At 51.6% G+C, this 20408-nt stretch carries 14 protein-coding genes and 1 riboswitch; of the genes, 7 read left to right on the top strand and 7 right to left on the bottom strand.

Features of this window, described 5'->3' with window-relative positions; all coding sequences use genetic code 11:
* Positions 1-16 precede the first annotated feature (16 nt).
* The 5 genes from JKK62_RS07540 to JKK62_RS07520 form a co-directional block, all read right to left on the bottom strand.
* A complete protein-coding gene (locus tag JKK62_RS07540) occupies positions 17-850 on the bottom strand; it encodes an Mrp/NBP35 family ATP-binding protein (RefSeq protein ID WP_201427395.1) in 834 nt (277 codons plus the stop codon).
* 2 nt (positions 851-852) lie between these two features.
* Positions 853-1533 (bottom strand): hypothetical protein, encoded by a 681-nt coding sequence (locus JKK62_RS07535; RefSeq protein WP_201427394.1) that lies wholly within the window; start codon positions 1531-1533, stop codon positions 853-855.
* Between the two features lie 71 nt (positions 1534-1604).
* Positions 1605-2528 carry a 50S ribosomal protein L11 methyltransferase gene (prmA, locus tag JKK62_RS07530; RefSeq protein WP_201427393.1) on the bottom strand — a complete coding sequence of 308 codons (924 nt, stop codon included), beginning with the start codon at positions 2526-2528 and terminating at the stop codon, positions 1605-1607.
* Positions 2529-2842: 314 nt separating this feature from the next.
* A complete protein-coding gene (locus tag JKK62_RS07525; protein ID WP_201427392.1) occupies positions 2843-3415 on the bottom strand; it encodes a DUF4064 domain-containing protein in 573 nt (190 codons plus the stop codon).
* A 176-nt stretch (positions 3416-3591) separates the two neighbouring features.
* Entirely contained in the window at positions 3592-4404 is an 813-nt protein-coding gene (locus JKK62_RS07520) for a class B sortase (protein WP_201427391.1), read from the bottom strand.
* A gap of 629 nt (positions 4405-5033) precedes the next feature.
* Between JKK62_RS07520 and JKK62_RS07515 the strand changes: the two genes are divergently transcribed.
* Genes JKK62_RS07515 through JKK62_RS07505 form a run of 3 tightly spaced genes read left to right on the top strand, consistent with a single transcriptional unit; the run spans position 5034 to position 12578 of the window.
* Positions 5034-11483, top strand: a complete 6450-nt coding sequence (locus tag JKK62_RS07515; RefSeq protein WP_201427390.1) for an InlB B-repeat-containing protein — start codon at positions 5034-5036, stop codon at positions 11481-11483.
* 23 nt (positions 11484-11506) lie between these two features.
* On the top strand, positions 11507-11656 hold the full coding sequence (locus JKK62_RS07510) for a hypothetical protein (RefSeq protein WP_201427389.1): 150 nt from the start codon (positions 11507-11509) through the stop codon (positions 11654-11656).
* 13 nt (positions 11657-11669) lie between these two features.
* Positions 11670-12578, top strand: coding sequence for a leucine-rich repeat protein (locus JKK62_RS07505; protein ID WP_201427388.1), 909 nt, complete (start codon positions 11670-11672; stop codon positions 12576-12578).
* 151 nt (positions 12579-12729) lie between these two features.
* On the opposite strand, the gene JKK62_RS07500 is transcribed toward JKK62_RS07505, so the two are convergent.
* On the bottom strand, positions 12730-13308 hold the full coding sequence (locus JKK62_RS07500; RefSeq protein ID WP_201427387.1) for a hypothetical protein: 579 nt from the start codon (positions 13306-13308) through the stop codon (positions 12730-12732).
* Positions 13289-14209: a DMT family transporter gene (locus tag JKK62_RS07495; protein ID WP_201427386.1), complete on the bottom strand. Its 921-nt coding sequence runs from the start codon at positions 14207-14209 to the stop codon at positions 13289-13291. The genes JKK62_RS07500 and JKK62_RS07495 overlap by 20 nt, the downstream gene beginning before the upstream one ends.
* Positions 14210-14469: 260 nt before the next feature.
* Between JKK62_RS07495 and JKK62_RS07490 the strand changes: the two genes are divergently transcribed.
* The 4 genes from JKK62_RS07490 to JKK62_RS07475 all read left to right on the top strand — a co-directional run bounded on the left by JKK62_RS07490 (position 14470) and on the right by JKK62_RS07475 (position 20346).
* Positions 14470-16767, top strand: coding sequence for a lectin like domain-containing protein (locus tag JKK62_RS07490; RefSeq protein WP_201427385.1), 2298 nt, complete (start codon positions 14470-14472; stop codon positions 16765-16767).
* 217 nt (positions 16768-16984) lie between these two features.
* A riboswitch (cyclic di-GMP riboswitch) is annotated at positions 16985-17071 on the top strand.
* A gap of 145 nt (positions 17072-17216) precedes the next feature.
* The gene (locus tag JKK62_RS07485) at positions 17217-19268 is read left to right on the top strand and encodes an autotransporter outer membrane beta-barrel domain-containing protein (protein ID WP_201427384.1); all 2052 of its coding nucleotides are present in this window, start codon (positions 17217-17219) and stop codon (positions 19266-19268) included.
* 177 nt (positions 19269-19445) lie between these two features.
* Positions 19446-20138: a hypothetical protein gene (locus tag JKK62_RS07480; protein ID WP_201427383.1), complete on the top strand. Its 693-nt coding sequence runs from the start codon at positions 19446-19448 to the stop codon at positions 20136-20138.
* Between the two features lie 10 nt (positions 20139-20148).
* Positions 20149-20346, top strand: a complete 198-nt coding sequence (locus tag JKK62_RS07475; protein WP_201427382.1) for a hypothetical protein — start codon at positions 20149-20151, stop codon at positions 20344-20346.
* The last annotated feature ends 62 nt before the right edge of the window (positions 20347-20408 follow it).

Here is a 20408-nt window from a genome sequence, read left to right as displayed (position 1 = left end):
GCGTTTTCCTGTTTCATTATACTTTCAGTTCATCCTCGATGGTGTTCGCGGCATTCTCGAACCAGTCGCCGACAAACAGCTCGACGGTTCCGGTATCGACCGACTTCGCCAGATCGGGATCGATCGGCACCTTTGCGAGCACGCGGGTGCCGTATTCCGCGGCGATCTTGTCGATATGACTGTCACCGAAGATCTTATGCTCCTTGCCGCAGTCGGGACACTTGAAGTAGCTCATGTTCTCGACAAGGCCGAGGATGGGTACGTTCATCAGCTCCGCCATTTTGACAGCCTTGCTGACGATCATGGAGACCAGCTCCTGCGGAGAGGCGACCACGATGATGCCGTCCAGCGGGATGGACTGGAACACGGTCAGCGGTACGTCGCCGGTACCGGGGGGCATATCGACGAACATGTAGTCGACGTCTTTCCAGATGACCTCCGACCAGAACTGCTTGACGGTGCCGGAGATCACGGGGCCGCGCCATACGACGGGGTCGGTGGTGTTCTCCAACAGCAGGTTGACGGACATGATGTCGATGCCGGTCTTGGTGGTCTCGGGGATGATGCCGAACTCATTGCCCTTGGCGCGCTCGGTGATGCCGAACGCCTTCGGGATGGACGGGCCGGTGATATCCGCGTCCAAGATCGCTGTCTTGTGACCGCGGCGATTGAGCTCCACCGCCATCGCGGAGGTGACCAGACTCTTGCCTACGCCGCCCTTACCGGATACGACCGCGATCACCTTTTTGACGGAGCTTAGATCATTCAACTTTTCATGCAGATCCTGCGGCGCGGTGCGCGAAGCGCAATTCTGGGCGCAGGAGGAGCAATCATGAGTACATTCGCTCATTTTTATTCTGCCTCTTTCTCGGTTTCTTCTGTTTTATCTGTCGCTTCCTCAGCGGCTTCTTCTGCTGTTTCGGCGGTTTCTTCGACAGCGTCCTGAGCAGCTTCTTCTGCGGTTTCGGATGCTTCTTCTACTGCCTCGTCAGCCTTTTCCTCCGCGTCTTTCTCGGTCTCGGCAAGCTCTTCGGCAAGACCGCCCTCGACAACGGCTTCCTGAGCCGCTTCTTCAGCTGTCTCTTCTCCCTCTTCCTGAATCTCATAGCCCGAGAAGAAGGTGTACGGGATACCGTAGCCCAGCGCGACGCAAGCGAGCATCAGGATGATAGAAGGACCGGATGAACCTGTCATGCCCATCATCGCCATGGACGCGTTCTGCGGCGCGATAAAATTATGCAGCGGCAGTGACGGGATCAGCGCGGCGAGGATGATGTACAGAGCGGGGATGTCGATCAGCAGCAGTACGGCAAGGCTGAAACGCTTGACCTGTTTGCCTTCGCCTACGCGGGTCGCGTAAAACAGCAGCAGACCGAAGACCACCATGATCAATACCTGGATCACACTGCCCCATGTACCGACAGTCTGGCTGGCGATCGAAGAGAAGAAATAGGTGCAGATTATGTAGCCGATCACAAGAAAGGATGAGAAAATGATGTTGAGCTTGTTCGATTTAGAGTTAGGGTTTTTCATATAAATACCTCCGTATATTTTGCGGTCGGTCAACCGACCGTTGTATATGATAACAGCAAAAGCATCTGTCGTTAAGACTGCTTTTTCTTCAAAACAAAGCAGTACCAGCCGCGGTGGGTGTTCTCCTCCACGATGTCAAAGGTATCGCAGATCGCGTTTTTGACGTCGTCGGCGCGGGTGTCGATGATACCGCTGATGATATAGACTGCTTCATCCGTCATGAAGTTACTGACGGAAGCCGACAATGCTATTATAGCATCCGCCACGATATTTGCAACCACAATATCGTATTTTCCGTCGACTTTATCGACCAGATCGCCTGCGATCGCGCTCACCTTGTCGTCGACATGGTTGACCGCGGCATTCTCGTTGGCAGTACGCACCGCCACCTCGTCGATATCGACGCCGAACGCGCTGTCGGCACCCAGCATCACCGCGGCGATGCCGAGGATACCGCTGCCGCAGCCGACGTCGAGCACCTTTTCGCCGCCCTTGACACAGCGCTCCAGCGCCTCCATACACAACTGAGTAGTCTCATGCTTGCCGGTTCCGAACGCAAGACCGGGATCGATGTTCATCATCAGACGCCCCTTGGGATCGGTATCCGTAAACCACGACGGATTGATCAGCAGCTTTTCGCCGACCGGCATCGGCTGAAAGAACTTGCGCCAGTTGTTGCGCCAATCGTCCTCCCTGACCTTGCTTTGGTCGATGCTGAAGCCGATCCCGGCGGCGGTCAGACGTTCCTTCAAGAACTGTACCGCCTCACCGATATTATCCTCGGGATCGATGTAAATATGTATCTTCGCCTTGCTGCGGTCTTTTTGCAGCAGTTCTTCGTCGATCAGATCAACGTGCGCGATCTGTTGCACCTCTTCTTCAAGCGTGCTGTAATCCTCGATATAGATGCCGTAGGGCACGGTCATATTGGCGATAGCCGCCGCGTCATCGAGTCGGTCGGCGCCGACCTCGACCGCGATTTCTGTCCAGTCCATATTGCACTTCCTTAATATACTTCCCCTGTGCAAGCACTAAAGCGTACTTCGGACACTCTTGCACAGCTCAGGAGGGTGTTGAGCTTTTTCATTGGTTGAGATTGCCACGAGGCTGACACAAGTGTCGAGCCCCTCGCAATGACTATTTGAATCAATAAGCGTTCCTTAATAGAGTAGCACAAAACCGTGTATTCCGCAAGGCTTTTTCACAGGATAACATCGCAGCCCTATTTCGGAATGAATATTAGTATTATTTCGGCTCATGTAAAAAGAAGCCCTCCGATGAAGGCTTCTTCTCATTGATCCTATCAAACTCAGCCGCGATAGAAGATCTGTTCCCCCTCGTCGTTTTTGACGAGGATGTTTTCTTTTACCTTGCTGACCTCATAGCTCTCCTGTTTGCCGTCGCGATCCATTGTGATACGCCAGAGGGTCGGGCGTTCGTTTGCCCACTCGAGCGCTTCCATTGTCCCGCGGTGGATCTGATCACCCTCTTTGAGGATAAAGGTCTTGTTGCGGTAAAAGCTGAACGCCTTGCTCCTGTCCTCGCTGTGGAACACATCAAATATCGATCGGTTGCCCGCGAGCTGCGCGACCATGTCGTCAAACTCGTCATAATCCTGATCGTTTGTTTTTTCTTTGTACTGATGGCGTATTCTGGCGGAAAGAAACAGACTGAAGATCAACAAAACCACACCGACAGCCGAAAAACCGATGCCGGTATACAGTACGTTGAGACCGGTTTGATCCATGCTGCCGTTTGCATAATAATATTCAACCTGTACATAAAAATCATTATTCATCGCATAGCCGATAACGATCAGCACGATACCGAATATGATCAGTACGATGCCTATGATACGCATGACATTAGACGCCTTTTGCATACTGGCACCTCCCTGTATACGGAATAATTGGTTGTATTACACATATTTTTCTGCTGATAGTGTACACCTTACACAGAAAAAAGTCAACTGTCACAATTGATTGAAATAGGGAGGATGATTCGCCAAACTTCGACAAATCGCGCAATCGCTATTCGGATAATGCATAAGCAGCGCTGTTATGACACTCTGTACGCCGCCACAACGAACCTGCCGTCGTCGGTATGATAGCTGCAGGTAGACAGGAACATCAGCTGTGCCGGATACGCAGGCGCGTCGGGGAGCTTTGGCTCCGACAATGCCCTGACGTTCTCGACCGTCTGATCATATTCGGCTTTGCTCAGATCTCCCACAGCCTCATAATACTTGAACACATCGTCGCGATCGTCGTAAACCTTGGTCTGGAACGCGGCAAAAACACGGTAGATACGCTCTTTGCCGTTGACATAAAAACGGATATCGCGGTGCCGCTCCGCGTAATCATAGTCGTAATACTCATCCAAAGCACCGAACATACTTCCGTTATTCATATTATGTCCGTAGATCACAAAGCTTTTGGATTCACTGTTGCACTTTTCACCAATGAACAGACAGCCCGAAACCGAATAATCTCCGTAAAAATCACGGTGAAGGTAGAATTCGGGATCATTCTCTGACGATTTCATCACGGGATAATCCACCACCGTATCGTCGATGGTGAGCCATCCGACATAATCGGGATTATAGCGGTTGAGGCTTTTGAAATCATATTCCGTGATCGCCTCTTCCTCGCCGGTGTGATCCGCGCCGCTTGTATCGGCGCCGTCGGAGGAAGATTGATCCTGACGCTTTGCGTCGTCCTCAACGATACGGACGCTCTCTTTCAGATCCCGATAGCTTTTTTGCGCTTTTTCCTGCGGGATATAAATACACAACGCGTTGATCACCGCGTAGCATAATAGTCCGACCAGTATCACAGCCGGAATGATAAAAATCAAAGAACGTTTTTTCATCCTTTGCTCCTAACCACAAGATATCTGTTTGTTCCGATCACAGGCAGGACGGAACCCACCTGATCCACTATGTATCATAACAGAATCCGGCGCGTTTGTCTATAAGCAACCGATAACGATAGACAGTTGGTTCTCTGATACGATAATATACAACAATATCCGGTAACAGTCATGACCGACGTTCGATTCGCCAGATAAACTATTCATTTTTTTGCATAGTTTGCCGATAATTCGCATGGTTCATCCGGAAAGTTTGTATAAAATTTTGTTAATATTTACTTGAATTTTCAGAAAATTCTATATATAATGTATAATACTATCATTTTATAATGGGAAAGTTTACTAATTATTCAGAAAAGTTATATGAACAATTAATAAAATTTTCACTCTAAACCGTTATGTTAAAACCGCATATATTGCTTTCGGTATCGGACAATAATTGGACGTACTATGATTCTAATAAACATATACAAATTAATGCAAACAAATGAGTCTGTCGGCGCTTGATGACAAACCGTCACGGGCACGAACCAAGAAGTAGAATCCCCTGCAAAGACAGACCGCATCCTGCCGCGGTAAGATTAGATCACACAAATCTGACCGCGCTATTACAAAGGAGATGATGATTGATGAAGATCGACTACCGTTTTGCACTCAAAAAGAATAACAGCCGCAAAAACAATAAGCTGATCAAGATCACCTCGTTGTTTGTCACGTTGATATTGCTGCTGGAGACCATCTTCTCCGTCGCGGTCATCAGCGTCCTTGCGGATACCTATTACAATGTCCGCATCAATTATTATTTTGCGGACGGTACCCCCGCGCGTGACGCGTATGTCGCGACCTACCCGGCAGGCGCCGACGTCAACCTGACCGTCACCAATCCGACGATCGACGGTTTTGTCCCGATGACTGCCCAAGAGGGCGGCGACTCCGCTTTGACGACGACGTTCAACATCACATCCATCAGCGCGAGCGAGACCGCTGACGTCTATTATATCGCAGGATTGACGCACTACCGCGCGCTCTACTACAAGCAAAACCTGTACGACGACCTCTATACGCGCGATAATACCCTGCCCTCAACGCTGACCGACCGCTACGGTCTGACAGGCTCCAACCCCACCGATCTGGAGGATATCCAGTTCGAGGGCTTTACCAACCTGTTCCATGAGCCCGACGCGATCGCCGCCGACGGTTCTACCGTATTCCGCGTTTACTACGACCGTAACTACTACACCGTCAACTTTGACCTCGGCGAGCACGGCTACGGTCTTGACCCTGTTTACGCAAAGTACCAGTCCTCCTACCATATCACCGAGCCCAAGCGATTGGGCTATACCTTCATGGGGTGGCTGCGTACCGATAAAGATTCCAAGGAATTTGAGTACGCCTACACCGACTATGCCATCGAGCATCATCTCAGCGATGATGAAACATGGACATTCATCGACGAAGACGGCAACGAACTGCTCGACGGCAACGGCGAGCCGCTGTTCGACGAGCACGGCGAGCCGATCGACCCGGATCTCGACGTCAGCCAATATTACCTCAACTTTACCGACGGCACGATCCCCGCGCACGATACACACTACAAGGCGATGTGGGATTCCGGCACCACCAGCTACAGCGTCGTCTACTGGATCGAGAATCCCGACGGTCACGATATCACTGCCGATGATATCCAGGATCCGGAGCATATCCACAATGTTGACGAAGCAAGAGCGCTGATCGCGCAAAACTACACCGTTGTCGCGGCAAAGGATATCCATAACGTGCCCTCCGGTTCACTCGTGAATCTCGATACCGAGATCCAAAACGCCGCGGGTCAGACGATGAAGATCAAAGAATTCTTCAAATATAACCTGAGTCCGCAGGCGGTTGATGAGGTCGACGGTCAGATCGTTCCCCGTACAGACAGCCAAGGCAGACCGCTGAACAAACAGAACCAGGTCATCGACTTTCCCGCCATCAGTGAAGCCAAGAGCGAGGAACTGCTCGGCAAAGAAAAGTACTATGATTTTAACGAGGATGTTTCTCAACTCCAGTTCAGCGGCATATTTGAAACAGACAAACAAAAAACGCATATTGAAGTGCTCGGCGACGGCACCACACGTTTGAATGTATACTACAACAGAAAAGACTTTACCCTGAAGTTCTTCTACGCAAGACAGAATTTTGAGAACGGTCAACTTACCAATACCTACAGTCTGACCAATGGCACCAAGAAATTTTCGAACAAGGATTATGGTAACAACGAGAATTACATGGAGGCTTTGGCGGCAGGCTCGTGGCAGTCAGGTATTACTGAGTCTTTGCCGCATGTCAAGGAAGAGTACCTGAAAGAAAACGGCGGAAACCTCGAGGAAAAATACATCGATTATACGGATACCGGCTACAGTAAAAAGAAATACCGATATTATTACTATGAGGTAGAGGCAAGATACGACGCGCCCTTGAAGGGCAAATGGCTGATCGACGCGATTACCATCGTCCCCAAAAAAGGGTATGCCGGACAGAACTGCGAGCCCGGCAGCTGGGCGGTGGAGTATTACACCAATTATTATGCAAGCCATACCTCCGTAAATAACTTCACAGTAAAAGGTGTTTATGAAAAGCTCGGCGACGAGCTGATGTTCAAGACCAAAGAAAACACCTTGCATGAGCTGCACTATCTGCTCTCTTGGACGAATACGTCAAAGTCGAATGACTGGAACTACGGAAACGACAGGATCCTTCACTTTACCTACGAAAACTATATTGAACTGCTGCCGAGAGAGATCAATTTAATGGAAGACGACAATAATAACGACGGCAGTCCCGATGGTCCGCAGGCATTGATCGACGCAGGCTTATATGAGAATGTATATGTTCGTCAAACCAACACCTCGTATGAAGAGGTCGATCCCTCCGTCCCGTTTGTTTACGACAGCAGTAAGCGCTATTACGGTATCAAAACAGAGAACAGAATCGAAACGACCGACTCCGGCTCCCAATACCCGATCAACAACTTAACCGATAAGACGAATGCCGCTCGCAGCGATCAGGTTCCTACAGATTTAGCCGGTTTTAGTATCGAGAATAAACGGACAAACAGTAAAGGTCAAATTATTCTCGACAACACCAATACGATCGTCGACTGGTCGGATGATACAAACACATACCGTCACGCGACCATCAAGTTCTTCTACCACCGCCTTTCCTATGTGCTGAAATGGCGTAACGGTAACCGTCTGGAAGAGGACAAGACCCGCGAGGTCATGTACGGCGCGCCGCTGAACTCCGAATACACACATGAAGACGGTGAACATCTGGCGGGCGAATACCGCTACTGGTATAACGGCGATTCTGTCTACTTCAATGAAGATCTGAGAGATTACTACAACTTTATGGGCTGGTACTACACCCCCTACTACTACCGTATGGTCGATAAAGATACCGCGACAATGCCCGCGGAGGACGTTACCCTGTACGCCAGATGGGATCCCAAGATCATCAATGTCAGCTTCTATCCCACCTACAACGACTATTATGTAGACGCCAATAAGATCAACGGTGAGGTTCCGGTACACTACGGCGATTATATGGAGATGAAGGACATCCCCGCCAACGTCGAAGAAGACCCGAATAACCTCCGTCCCGACCTGATCCCGCCGACCACCGGCGCAATGTTTGCGGGCTGGTACTATCTGCGCGATAACATCCCCGTCCGCTTCGACCCCGAGAACGTCCCCATCACGGCGCTGAACCATGAGGCAAGCTTATCCGAAGGCGCGCGGCTCAAGCTCTATGCGGAATGGGCGACCAAGGAGGCGGCGAAATATAAGGTCACCTATGTCGAACAGGATCATCCCGAGAATGAGGTTGCCGACCCCACTACGGGCAGAGCCTTTGTCTGGAAGACGCGTACCTTTGACGCGAAGGGCGGCGCCGAGCTGAACGCCGATCACGCATGGTCCGAGGACAGCGTCAACTGGTGGCCGACGACAAAATCCCACTCCCTTGTCATCAGGGCGAACGCACAGGCAAGCGAGTACGAGCCGAATACCTTTACCTTTGAATATATCCAGAAGCGCGGCGTATACTACCGCGTCCAGTATTTGGACGCTTCCAGCCGCACGCCTCTGCTCGATCCTGCCGAGTTGGGTAAGGATGAAGTGTACTCCACCCACGGCTCCATCAAAGAGGACGCGCCTTTCATCCCCGGCTATACAGCCGAGAAGATGTCACAGTCGATCGTGCTTACCGCATCCACCGAAAGCGACGCCGATGCGCAGAAAGAGGAAGAGCTCGCGACCAACGTGATCACCTTCTACTATAACAAAAACGATAAAAACTATGTTTATGAGGTCGAGTATTATAAGCAAAACACGGACGACGACGGTTACTCGCACTATCTGACCGAAAATCTTGAGGTGGAGATCACGGACAATCCCGATACGCCCGAGGTCGAATCCACCTATGTCGACCTCTCCGAGCTGTATCAGGAACGTGTTCCGCAGCTGATCGTCTCCGACGGCTTCACTCATGTGTCCGGTCACAACGAGGTATACGTGACCGACTCCGGCGGTACGACCGTCACGACGGCGGCGGATGACGCCGAAGTGGAGATCACGGGTACGACAAAGACTACCATCCGGCTCTATTATGACCGAAACACCTACGACTACGTCTATCAGTACGTCGATTACCACGCGGAACAGGAATACAACCAAAAGAAAGCCGCCGGTGAAGATGTTACCGGCGAATGGAACGGTATCTTAGTGACCTTTGATCATAATCCGCCCGAAAAGGTCGAAAAAACCATCACCATCTCCGCGCCCGCCGACACGACCTATACGATCGACGGCGAAGCTGTTCCTTATACCAGGATCGGCTCGGGCGACGTCACCCTGACGATCGCGCCGACGAATCCCGATAACCCCGACGTCAACCTCGTCAAGGTATATTATAAGAAGCACTATGACCGCGAGCTGGAATATAAGGTCGTATGCCAAAACGAGGATGATCCCTATACCGAAGTGGATTATGACCTTAATACCGGCGATCCCCTCTACGGCGGCGTATCCCTGTCATTCCAGATGATAGACGACTATCAGAAGATCAATGACGTCACCTTCTATAACTTCAATGAAGCGACACACAGCGACGGCATGCCGTTCCACTCCCACCGCTACACCTTCCTCGGTTGGTTCGATAACCCCGAGGGTACCGGTACCCCGCTTGTCGCGTATGACGAGAATGATCCTTCAAAGTGGCTGACACTGACCAAAGCCGATTTAGGCATAGAGGCAGATACCCTGCCCGAGGATGACGCCACCTATTATGCTGTCGTCAAGCAGGACTTGGTGCAGGCGAACTTTGAGTTCCGCTATGTGGAAGAAGCGCTGCCCTCCGGCGGCGACTCCGGTGAAACTCAGGAGGATATCCAAGCGGCTGAGATCGTCAAAAACGCGCCGATCGACCCCGACGGCAGCTATACCGGCTCTTACTTCTCGTTCTCCAATCCGTTCAATTACATAAACAACAGCCCCCTCCCGTATGATAAGGAACAGGGCTACACCCTCAGCATCGAGCCCAAGCCCAACGATAACAAGCTCTATAAATATGAGTTCACCGAATGGTGGCAGGAGGACTACTCCAAACCGGATGGCGAAGGCGGCTATAAGTTTATCCGTAAAAAGAACTGGAATTCCGACAGTGAATGGTCACCTACAGCGCTGACGAATGTACTCGACAGGCACGAAGACAAGCATATCATCGCGGTATTCAAGCGCCGTACCGATATCACCGAGCTGCCCTACACCATCAATTATCAGTTCATCGACCGCTACGGCACGGAGCGCACCTTTGTCAAAAAGGGTACGCTGACCGCCGATCAGCTCGATGAAAAGAACGAAAATTGCGCGATCACCAACGACGGCGACTATCGCCTGAGCGATGAATTCATCCTTGAGAACGCTCCGTATGAGAGCAACTACGGTCAGACCCTGCGCTGGAGCAACAGAGAGGGTATGATCGAAAAGACCTCCGTCAAGGCGGGTACGGTCATCACGGAGGGCGATGAAGCGACGACAGATAATCTGACCTGCGCTACCATCACCGCTGTACAGGACACCAGAACGGTCTATGCCCATTACCGCACGACTCCCACCGGCGCGTATACCGATCTCCAGCTTCCCTATGCCGCGAACCATAAAATCGATAAGCAAATGCTGGCGATCGATGCGCTCGACACCTATGACGGCAAAGAGTTCAGCTACTGGGCTGTCAGAAAGAGCAATAACGAAAACGATATGATCGTTGCCAAGAGTTATGATACGCTCTTTGACCTGTGCATGATGGATAGCTACTGGATCTCCCCGGTCTATGAGGATGCGGCACCGACTGCCGATCCCGAACCGACAGATCCCGATACACCCGCCGCGGAGCCGACGCCCGCACCCACACAGCCTGCTTCCGTCACGCTGGCGCATCTGGACTACTCCCGCAACCGCTGGACGGATGAAAACGACAGTATCCCCGCCGACGGTTCGACCGATCTGCTGTTCAACGACTTTGAGATCGCCTTTGAGGATAACAACATCACGATCCTCGGCAATGGGGATTATCAATGCGGCGTTGTTTTTGAGGCTTGCGCCAAATTCAAGGAAGCCAGCGTGTTCCATCCCGAAAACGACTACGGATATGCCTCCGACGCGGAACCGCTGAAGGCGGCGATCCTTGCAGGAAGCAAAACGTATAACACGACCAATAAAACCGACAGCTCCACCATCAAATCAAGAAGTCTGCTGTATAGCCCGATCGACACCACCAACCTGACGAACAAGGATCGTATCGAACTCGCTCACTGCTTCCCGAACAACTGCACGATCGTCGGAGAGGGTGAGAACGAAGTCAGAGATTACAGCAATTCCAACGCACGCTATCTGATGAAGGCGACCGCCTATATGATCAAGGACGGTCAGGTCACACTGAGCAATTCGATCTACGTATGCCTCAAGACGGAATCCGAAAAGAATCTCGCCGCCGGCTTCGATCAGATCGAAAACATTACAAGCAGTTCCTCCGGGAACTGACCCAACTGATAAAGGAGGGGTATATGAACAAAAAAGAATATAGTTGCCCCGAACTCACCTTGGTTCAGTTCCGTCTTCAGGACGTCATTTTAGGAAGTCCGGAAGTCATCAGCAGTCAAATCAACTCCGGAGGATGGGATCCTCCTCCGGGCGATAACATCGATGAGATATGATAAGGAGTGCCTTATGAAACGAATTCTTTGTATTTGTATCGCTCTGGTGCTGCTTATCTTCAGCACGACAGCTGTCGCGCACGCCGCCGACAGCTATCTGGAGCTTGATGGGTTCACCTTTGACATCAACGATCAGGGTGAGGCTACGATACACGACTACAACGGCGAAAGCACGGATGTGACCATCCCGAACAAGCTGCTGCGCGCGCCTGTTGTCACCATTGACGCTTACGCGTTTTTTAACCAACCGATCACATCCCTGGATCTGTATAAGGCGACGGGATTGCTGAATATCGGCAGCTGCGCCTTCAGCGGATGCTCCTCACTCGAAGAGCTGTCGCTGCCCGCCAATGTATCGCTGGCATTCGGCTCATTTCAGAGCTGTGCGGAGCTGAGGGCTTTGACGATCGCCGACGGCATCGACACGATCCCCGAGCAGTGCTTCTACAACTGCCCTTCCCTGACGCAGATCATGCTCCCCGATTCCGTGACAACGATAGAGATACGCGCTTTCGGCGAATGCACCGGGCTGCGTTATGCCTACCTGTCCGACAACGTAACGAGTATTGCGGATAACGCTTTTGAGAATGACAGTGATCTGATCATCCGCTGTGAAAAGGATTCCTACGCGGCACAGTACGCGAAGGATCACCAAATCAAAGCAGAGTATCCGTACCGCTATATCCTCGGCGATGCCGACGGAGACGGACAGATCACGGCGCTCGACGTCACCTTCATTCAGCGTGTCCTTGCCCGTGTCCAGGACGATCCCGATCACCTGATCGCATTGAGAGGAACGATCGCGGGCGAGGAATTGAGCATCACCGACGCGTCGTTGATCCAGCGATCTCTGGCACAGCTGGCGATCGCTTATCCCGTCGGTGAGACGGTTTCGGGATATACCCCCGCGGAAAACGTATAGAGCAATCGATAAGCCGTTTGCTTTTGTATCAAGGTTACCCGCATCGATAATCATTCTGTTTATCAACTACCGATCAATATCGGGCGCTCTTTCCCAAATCCGGGATCGAGCGCCCTTCTTTTTCCGATAATACAAAACGTGGATAGGGTTGCTACCTATCCACGTTATTTTTATGACAGATCGGTTTCATGTGTAGTTCCTCTTGCATGAGTATCATCAAAGGGATACCGAGGAACAGCGGAAAGACCGTTCCGTTGATCATCACCATCAAAGCGAACAAGCCGAAATCGATATCGGGATAGATCAGCTTGACCGCGGGCGTGATGATAAGAGCCTCGATCACCGAGGAAACGATAACGACCGCCGTCATCTTGAGCAGGCTTTTGCCTGTTCTGAGCGAGAAGGGCTCTTTGGAGATCCATCGCCAGAACGCGTAAAATACGAACGGCCCCAGAAAATTCGCCGCGAAGCCCGCGATAGACGACCACCTCAGGCTGTCGCTCATGATATCCCCTATCAGGTTCCCGATCGCAAAGGCGAGACAGCCCGGGATCCCGAAGAAGATGCCGAAAACCGGTTTCAACAGCATGACCGGACGGATATCGGTGAAGCCGGGAATGACGCTCATGACCTTGAACGGGATCGCGATGACAAGATAAACGAATACCAGAATGACTGTCAGGGCGCATAGCTTCACGGGTTTGGGAATATTAGCGGTTTTCAGCGCCATTGACAAGCCTCCTTTTTCCTTTGAAGTCAACGATCTCGATCACGCTGCCCGCTACAATCAGCAGCGCTCCGATGATTTGAAAAGCAGTCGGGATCGTGCGTTCAATCAGCGTTTCCGGCAGGACAGCGCCCCAAATCAGCGAAAAGACGATCTCGAGCGCGTAGATGATGGTCGCCTCCGTTGCGGTAGCCCGCCTTTGCGCGAAGATATTCAACGTCTGCGCGAACGCGACGATAAAATACGCATAGATGAACAGGCTGGCGATGATCGTACCCGACCACGGGATCGCGCTGAAGGTCGACGGCTGGAGAGCGAACCATATGATAAAGCTAAAGACGGAAACGAATATGGAAATAAAGGTTGAGAGCGTGACGGAATCGTGTTCGCGCGCAAAATCGTTGAGCTTCACAATAAAGACGGCACGCACGAGACATCCCATAAACATCAGGAAAAGTCCCATAGGATTGATGTTCGCTACGTTCTCGCCCAGCGCGCTGACGATGCCCAGCAGGACAAGGGCAACGGATACCCATGTTTTGACCTTGACCTTCTTTCTCAGCGTAAACAGTACGACGGGCAGTACCACCACCGTCATCGAGAAGGTGAACGCTCCCGAAGAAACATCAAAATAGTTCAAGCCGTAGAGATACAGGGTATTATACGTGCAGTTGAGCGCTCCCAGCACCAAACACCGCAGGATGAGTTTCTTTTTCGATCGGCGCAGTTCGTTCCCGATGCGCTTGAAAAAACAGGCGGCAAGGATCACCGACGCGATCGCGTTGCAGATAAAATTCGTCGCAAACGGCAGAACACTGTCGGGAATACAGGCAAAGATGATGACCTCTGTCGACCAGCACATCGTAACGCAGATCAGACAGAGATTCGCCTGCAGTCTGTTCATAGTCTATCCCCTTTCCTATCCAAGCTCTGACGGGTCCATTGCATACATATGGATTAATTCAGCATCTCAATCTACGGGTATCATAGCATAACAATAATAAAATGTCGATACTTTTTTATGTATTTCATTACGAAAAACAGTGAGCTTCCGTGTGCGGGATACGGCTTGTTTCACCGATCACCTATCTTGCATATTTTATCACGATATGATAAAATAAACCGAAGGTACAGGCAGACACAAATCCGCGAAAGGAGATCAATATGATGACGAAAAAAGCTCTCGGTTTATTGTTGGCGTTATCCATGATCATCGGATGTTGCTGTGCTGTCGGGTTATCCGCCCGCGCGGTCGATAAAGACATCGCGCTGACAGCAGAAAGCAGCAATGACGATGATTTTAACGCCGATTCCGCAAGCGACCGGCAAAAGCTCCTCGATCTCGAAAGGGATCTGCCGGGCAAGCTCGATCTGCGTGATTATAACGGTAAGAACTATGTCACCCCCGTCAAGCTACAGAATCCCTACGGCTCCTGCTGGGCGTTCGCGATGGCGGGCGCGGCGGAGATCTCTTATCTCTATGAGAACGATATGGGCGTGCCGACGGGTGAAGTGAACGATCAGGTCGATTTCTCGGAAAAATACATCAGCTGGTATATGCACCACGCCTTGACACAGGACGACGTACTGGCGGGCTCTATCCCCGCGTCGCAGGTCGGCGAAGGCTTCGACCTTTCCGCGGCTGAATCGATCGACCGCAATTTCGCGTATGATATTGCGGGAAATCCGCTTTTCGGCGTGAATTTCTACGCTTCGGGATTCGGCCCCGTTGACGAGAGCACATCGGTCAACGGCGAATTTCCCTATGTCTATGTCGGAAAGAATCGCTGGCGCAATTCCGACCCCGACAAGGTCAGCGAAGAGCTGGCGACCCTGCGCAAAGCAAGGGTATATCGTGAAACAAAGCGTTATGCTCAGTCTTTTGCCGACGCCGGCGTTATCGATTCCGTGGATGACTTTGACGCGTGGTTTGAAAACAACTGGCTGCAGGATATGAATTATTACAGAAGCGCACTTGCTCAGCCGGGGTATTCCGCGGCTGACGACTGGACGCTGCCCAATACCGCCGCCTATCGTTCTCCCGAGATCGAGGCGTACTTCAAGAGTAGCTTTGTCCTCCCCTGTCCGTGCACAATGGATGACGAGGGAGAATATCAGTTCGATCGCTCCGGCGTCGCGGCGATCAAATCCGAGCTGTCCAAGGGCAGAGGCGTATCCATCGGTATGCTCGCGGATCAAAGCCGCCCCAACGAGGATATGAACGACGAGGGATATCTGAACACCAAAAATTGGGCGCAGTACTACAACGGTCCCACACAGATGAACCATCTGGTCACGATCGTCGGCTATGACGATAACTATGCCAAAGAAAACTTCACCAGAACGGTCGAGGGAGAAACGGTCGCGGGCAGTACCCCGCCCGAAAACGGCGCTTTTATCGTCAAGAACAGCTGGGGCTCTTTGACGGATGAGGATCGCCGCACCGCCGGTCAAACACAGTACGGCGACCCCGTCTATCAAAGCCCGAACGCTAACAAATGGGGCGTCAGCGACAGCGGCTACTTCTACCTGTCCTATTACGATCACAGCATCTGCACCCCCATCACCTTCTCCTTTTACGACGATGATGAAACCGAGTTCTACGAGCTGAACTGCGACCAGTATGATCTGATGCAGGATGTCGCCTATAAAGAGCTCAGCTACAATACTTCACGCGCCGCGAATATCTTTACCGCCGAGGAGGACGGATATCTCTATCAGATCTCTTCCATGGTATGCAACCCGATGTCCACGATCACCTACAAGGTCTATGCGAACATCACCGACGAGCCGGATTCGGGCGAGCTGCTCGAAAGCGGAGAGGTGTTCAAGGAATACGCGGGTTATCAGCGGATCGATCTGCAAAATCAATATTTCCTGAAAAAGGGCACGCGCTATTCGATCGTGATCTCACAGGTAACGACCGAAGATAAAGGCAGCTATATGCCGATCTCTGTCAGCGTCTGCACAAATTTCTTTGCGAGCAGCGGCGCTGTCATCCGCTCGGTGATCAACGAGGGTGAGAGCTTCATCGATCAGGGACAAGGCAAGGGCTGGCAGGATTTTTCCCGGTTGAAGGAAGAAGCGGAAGCGTATTTCTTCAGCAAAGCGACACGGGGATATTCGCAGGAAGCGATCGACGCGAGGTACCCGAACGGCAAAAAGGATTTTCAGGTCGATAATCTCCCCATCAAAGCGTTCTTGATTCCCGCCGACACCGTGACGGAGGGCTTGATCGGCGACGCCGACCTCAACAATGAGATCACCGTCACCGACGCGACGACGATCCAGCGCTTTGATTGCCAAATGATCGGCTTATCGAGAAAGGCGCTTCAATTGGCGGATGTTGACCTTGACGAGAAGGTCACGATCCTTGACGCGACATGGATTCAGCGCAAAGTCGCCGGAATAAGCGCCCCCGACGCCATCGGAAAAGTAATTTTTTTGAGAAATGAAAATTAGCTATTGCAAGAAAGCAGCAGTAACGGCTATGTTGCTGCTGCTTTTTCCCTTCGGTCAGATGTGAATCATAAATTTACAGAGCGTTGCAGACTCAGAACAAATGAAGATCGTTGTGCATAATTCTTTTGCCTTAGTAAATTTGCACAAAAGTTTAGCATAAATTTTAGTAAATAGAGTATTGCAATTTGAAAGGAACTATGTTAAAATAATGGTGATATATTAAAAAGGGCAAACTCGCTGAAAAGCGGGGACGCAAAGCTCTGGTGTCTAAATAGCGATTCTATATGACCGACCGGCTGCATAGTTTTTTACGAGAGTAAGGAACTGCGCAGGCGGTTATTTTTATTATCGGCAATACCCCGATCCCGCGTCACGCGGCTGACGGTTTGTTAATATAATAAATGGTATTAATCACCCAAGCAAAAGACAGATAAGAAAGGATGATTATAATGAAAAAGATAATGTGTGTATTACTGGCGGTTTTCCTGCTGGTATCCGTGATCCCGCTGGCGGCAAACGCGGCTGAGGGGGATTCCAAAACGATCACCATCAACGAAAACGGCGACTATGTTCTCGATGAAAACGACTATAACGCGGTCGATATCGACGGCGTTACCGGCAAGATCACACTTGCCGACGCGGGCGTATTCTCCACCGGTCGTTCCGCGATCAAGGTCAAGAACAAATCCGACGTCACCTTTGTATTAGAGGGCTTCAACACCATCGAAGGCGACTCCAACGCATATTCCTGCGGTATCGAAGTCGAGTACGGCTCCAAGGTCACCTTTGAGGGTCAGGGCACTCTGAATGTTACCGGCGGTCTTTGGGGCGCGGCGATCGGATCTTACGGCACCGACCGCAACATCCCGGCTGAAGAGAGAGTCAAGGTCGGCGAGATCACCATCAACAGCGGCTATATCAACGCTTTTGCCGGCAGAAGAGGCTCCGGCATCGGCTCCGGCTATCATGTTGACGCAAACCTCATCACCATCAACGGCGGCGTGATCCACGCTTACGGCAACGAGTGCGGCGCGGGTATCGGTACCGGTTACGGCACCAGCGGCGGCGCGATCGGCGTTGCGGCAGTCGGTGATTACAGTGCGGGCCGTATCGTCATCAACGGCGGCGAGGTCTATGCGGCTACCGCATGGAACCAGGGCTTTGATTACAGCGATCTGGCTGCGCTCAACGCAAACGATCCCGGCACATTCGCGGCGGGCATCGGCGGCGGCTACGGTTCCTCCGCACCCGACATTGAGATCAACGGCGGCAAGGTCGTAGCGATCGGTTCCTGCGGCGGCGCGGGTATCGGCGGCGGCCGCGGCACCAGCAGCTCCTCCAAATACAATAAAGACACTTATACAGTCAATGTTAAGATCGGCGGCAACGCTGACGTTACCGCGATCTCCGCAGACAGCAGAGGAAACGAAATCAACTCCGGCGGCGCCGCGATCGGCTCCGGCAGAGGTTCTCATACCGGCGGCACCATCGAGATCACCGGCAACGCCAAGGTGACCGCGATCTGTGCGACTCAGGCTACCGCGATCGGCGCAAGCAAGCAGAAATCCCCCGTAGACGGCGCTACTCCCGTGGCTGACAGCATCGTGATCAGCGACAACGTCGAGCTCTTTGCGGCGACTGCAGGCAATTACGCTGTCGATAAGGACGCTGCTTCTCTGTCCATCAACGACAATTACTTCGGTTCCTCCGACAGATGGTTCTTCGGTGAGAGCGCTGCCGCGATCACTGACGTAGCCAACGTCAAGGTCGAGAGCACCAAGGGCGATATGACCTACTCCGCTCCCGCGGGCACCGTGTCCGTATGGGCTCGCATCAAGAAGCAGGAAACACAGCCCGACGAACCCGTCACCCCCGATGAGCCCGCTGACGAGGGCAAGACCGGTCTGAGGATCGACGTTCCGCTGAAGATGGCGGTCGTATTTGAGGACGGCACCGTATACTACGGCGGCGAGATGAAGGACGTCACCGTCGGCAAGGAATATGCTTTCCAGATGTGCGCTGTCAACTGGGACAACGGCAAATTCGACGATAACGGCAACGGCATCCGCGGTACCGTCGTCTACAGAATGGAAGTCGTTCATCAGAACGAGTTCAACGAACTGGCTAAGACCGCGAAAGAAGATCCCGACAGATACACCGTCAAGGGTATCGACATCATCGACAATGTAGGCAAGAAGATCATCATCAACATCGACGCGAAGGATACGCACCTCGAGACCGACGTCAACAGCTTCTTTATGGCGTACAGATTCCACTTTGAGGGTCAGGATTACAACAAGCAGACCGGTATCAAGCAGGTCATCAACACGCCTCTTGAGAGCCTGTCCGTCAATCTGCCGCTCGGCTCGACCATCACCTGTGACGCTTATCACAACTATGAAAAGGTCAACAGCGCCGATATCCTCATCACCAACAACTCCGGCGAGGGCATCTACGAGGATGAGTTCCTCACCAGCGTCAACGACTATACCTGGAAATAATATTTTCAGTACCTTGAAATCCCGCTGAAAGAACGGCGCGAAAATGCCGTTCAAAAGCATAGTAAAATAGACAGTCACGATTATTTTGGCGGCTGATTTATTGTTTATCTATCCAAAAGGCTATTCCTTGACTTGATTTTTCACGAGTCAGGGAATATTCTTATAAAGGGGCGATTTATGATGAAAAAAACCACATTAAAACTACTGGCATTCCTCACCGCTGTTGTCCTTGCGGCTTCGGCTTTTTCCGCCTGCGGCGTAGACCCCAATGTGAAGCAGGAGGATGAAGCGACGGCGGACTATAAAGTTAAGATCGACGATGAAGATCAGGAGACCGAACGCGACGGCTATTATGCCTACGGAAAAGGCAAAACCGACCCCGTAAATGTCGGTGACGTCTCGGTCAACGTCAAGGACTTCGCGGTACGCTCCTATGAGCTGGGATTCATGATGGCGCAAAAGAAGTTCGACAAGCCGAAGGATATTCCGCTCGAGGCCGCCGTGCAGTATGCCTTTATCCATGTTTTCTATGACGATTTTTATACGATCAACAACAAGACGGTGCAGTATCGCAGCGCAGAGGAAAAGCAGATCCGCGACGTACTCAAGACACAGTTCGGCACGGACGACTTCGACGTCACCTCTTCCATGCTCTACAACGCCGACAAAAAGATCTTTGAGATGTGGATTCCCTCTTACGGCACCAACATCTATTACAATATCGACGCGGTCAACGTCAGCTCGGACGAGGCGGAGATCATCACCACCTTCTATAATGAGCTGGAGCGCAAGACCTTGTTCGGAAGAGCGACCATCACGGTCAGGATCCAGGACGACAAGCCCGTGATATATTCACTGAAAGCGGAGTAAAGGGTTCGATATGGAAGATAATAAATTAGCGAGTGAAAACGCCCGCCTGCTCGGTGCTCTGAGAAAGATCAAGGAGCATAACGAGGAGATCAAAAAAATACTGGATGAAGTGAGCGATTTGCTCGTGACAAACGAACAAACCGAGTCCGCTCCGGTAACGGATGAGGACGTCAAAAAGCTTTTGAAAAAGTATTCGCGTCTGCACTAACGTATTGATACTGATATTCAACAAAAGCAGACCGATAAGATTATCGGGCTTTTGAGTTTCGG

The sequence above is a fragment of the Ruminococcus difficilis genome, assembly GCF_016680995.1.
The sequence above is the reverse complement of the archived record's forward strand: the minus strand, read 5'-3'. Positions and strand labels throughout refer to the sequence as shown.

What these genes read in the sequence shown, in the direction of transcription:
- JKK62_RS07540 (WP_201427395.1), bottom strand. Translation starts at nt 850, where the DNA reads ATGAGCGAATGTACTCATGATTGCTCCTCCTGCGCCCAGAATTGCGCT.
- JKK62_RS07535 (WP_201427394.1), bottom strand. Translation starts at nt 1,533, where the DNA reads ATGAAAAACCCTAACTCTAAATCGAACAAGCTCAACATCATTTTCTCA.
- prmA (WP_201427393.1), bottom strand. Translation starts at nt 2,528, where the DNA reads ATGGACTGGACAGAAATCGCGGTCGAGGTCGGCGCCGACCGACTCGAT.
- JKK62_RS07525 (WP_201427392.1), bottom strand. Translation starts at nt 3,415, where the DNA reads ATGCAAAAGGCGTCTAATGTCATGCGTATCATAGGCATCGTACTGATC.
- JKK62_RS07520 (WP_201427391.1), bottom strand. Translation starts at nt 4,404, where the DNA reads ATGAAAAAACGTTCTTTGATTTTTATCATTCCGGCTGTGATACTGGTC.
- JKK62_RS07515 (WP_201427390.1), top strand. Translation starts at nt 5,034, where the DNA reads ATGAAGATCGACTACCGTTTTGCACTCAAAAAGAATAACAGCCGCAAA.
- JKK62_RS07510 (WP_201427389.1), top strand. Translation starts at nt 11,507, where the DNA reads ATGAACAAAAAAGAATATAGTTGCCCCGAACTCACCTTGGTTCAGTTC.
- JKK62_RS07505 (WP_201427388.1), top strand. Translation starts at nt 11,670, where the DNA reads ATGAAACGAATTCTTTGTATTTGTATCGCTCTGGTGCTGCTTATCTTC.
- JKK62_RS07500 (WP_201427387.1), bottom strand. Translation starts at nt 13,308, where the DNA reads ATGGCGCTGAAAACCGCTAATATTCCCAAACCCGTGAAGCTATGCGCC.
- JKK62_RS07495 (WP_201427386.1), bottom strand. Translation starts at nt 14,209, where the DNA reads ATGAACAGACTGCAGGCGAATCTCTGTCTGATCTGCGTTACGATGTGC.
- JKK62_RS07490 (WP_201427385.1), top strand. Translation starts at nt 14,470, where the DNA reads ATGATGACGAAAAAAGCTCTCGGTTTATTGTTGGCGTTATCCATGATC.
- JKK62_RS07485 (WP_201427384.1), top strand. Translation starts at nt 17,217, where the DNA reads ATGAAAAAGATAATGTGTGTATTACTGGCGGTTTTCCTGCTGGTATCC.
- JKK62_RS07480 (WP_201427383.1), top strand. Translation starts at nt 19,446, where the DNA reads ATGATGAAAAAAACCACATTAAAACTACTGGCATTCCTCACCGCTGTT.
- JKK62_RS07475 (WP_201427382.1), top strand. Translation starts at nt 20,149, where the DNA reads ATGGAAGATAATAAATTAGCGAGTGAAAACGCCCGCCTGCTCGGTGCT.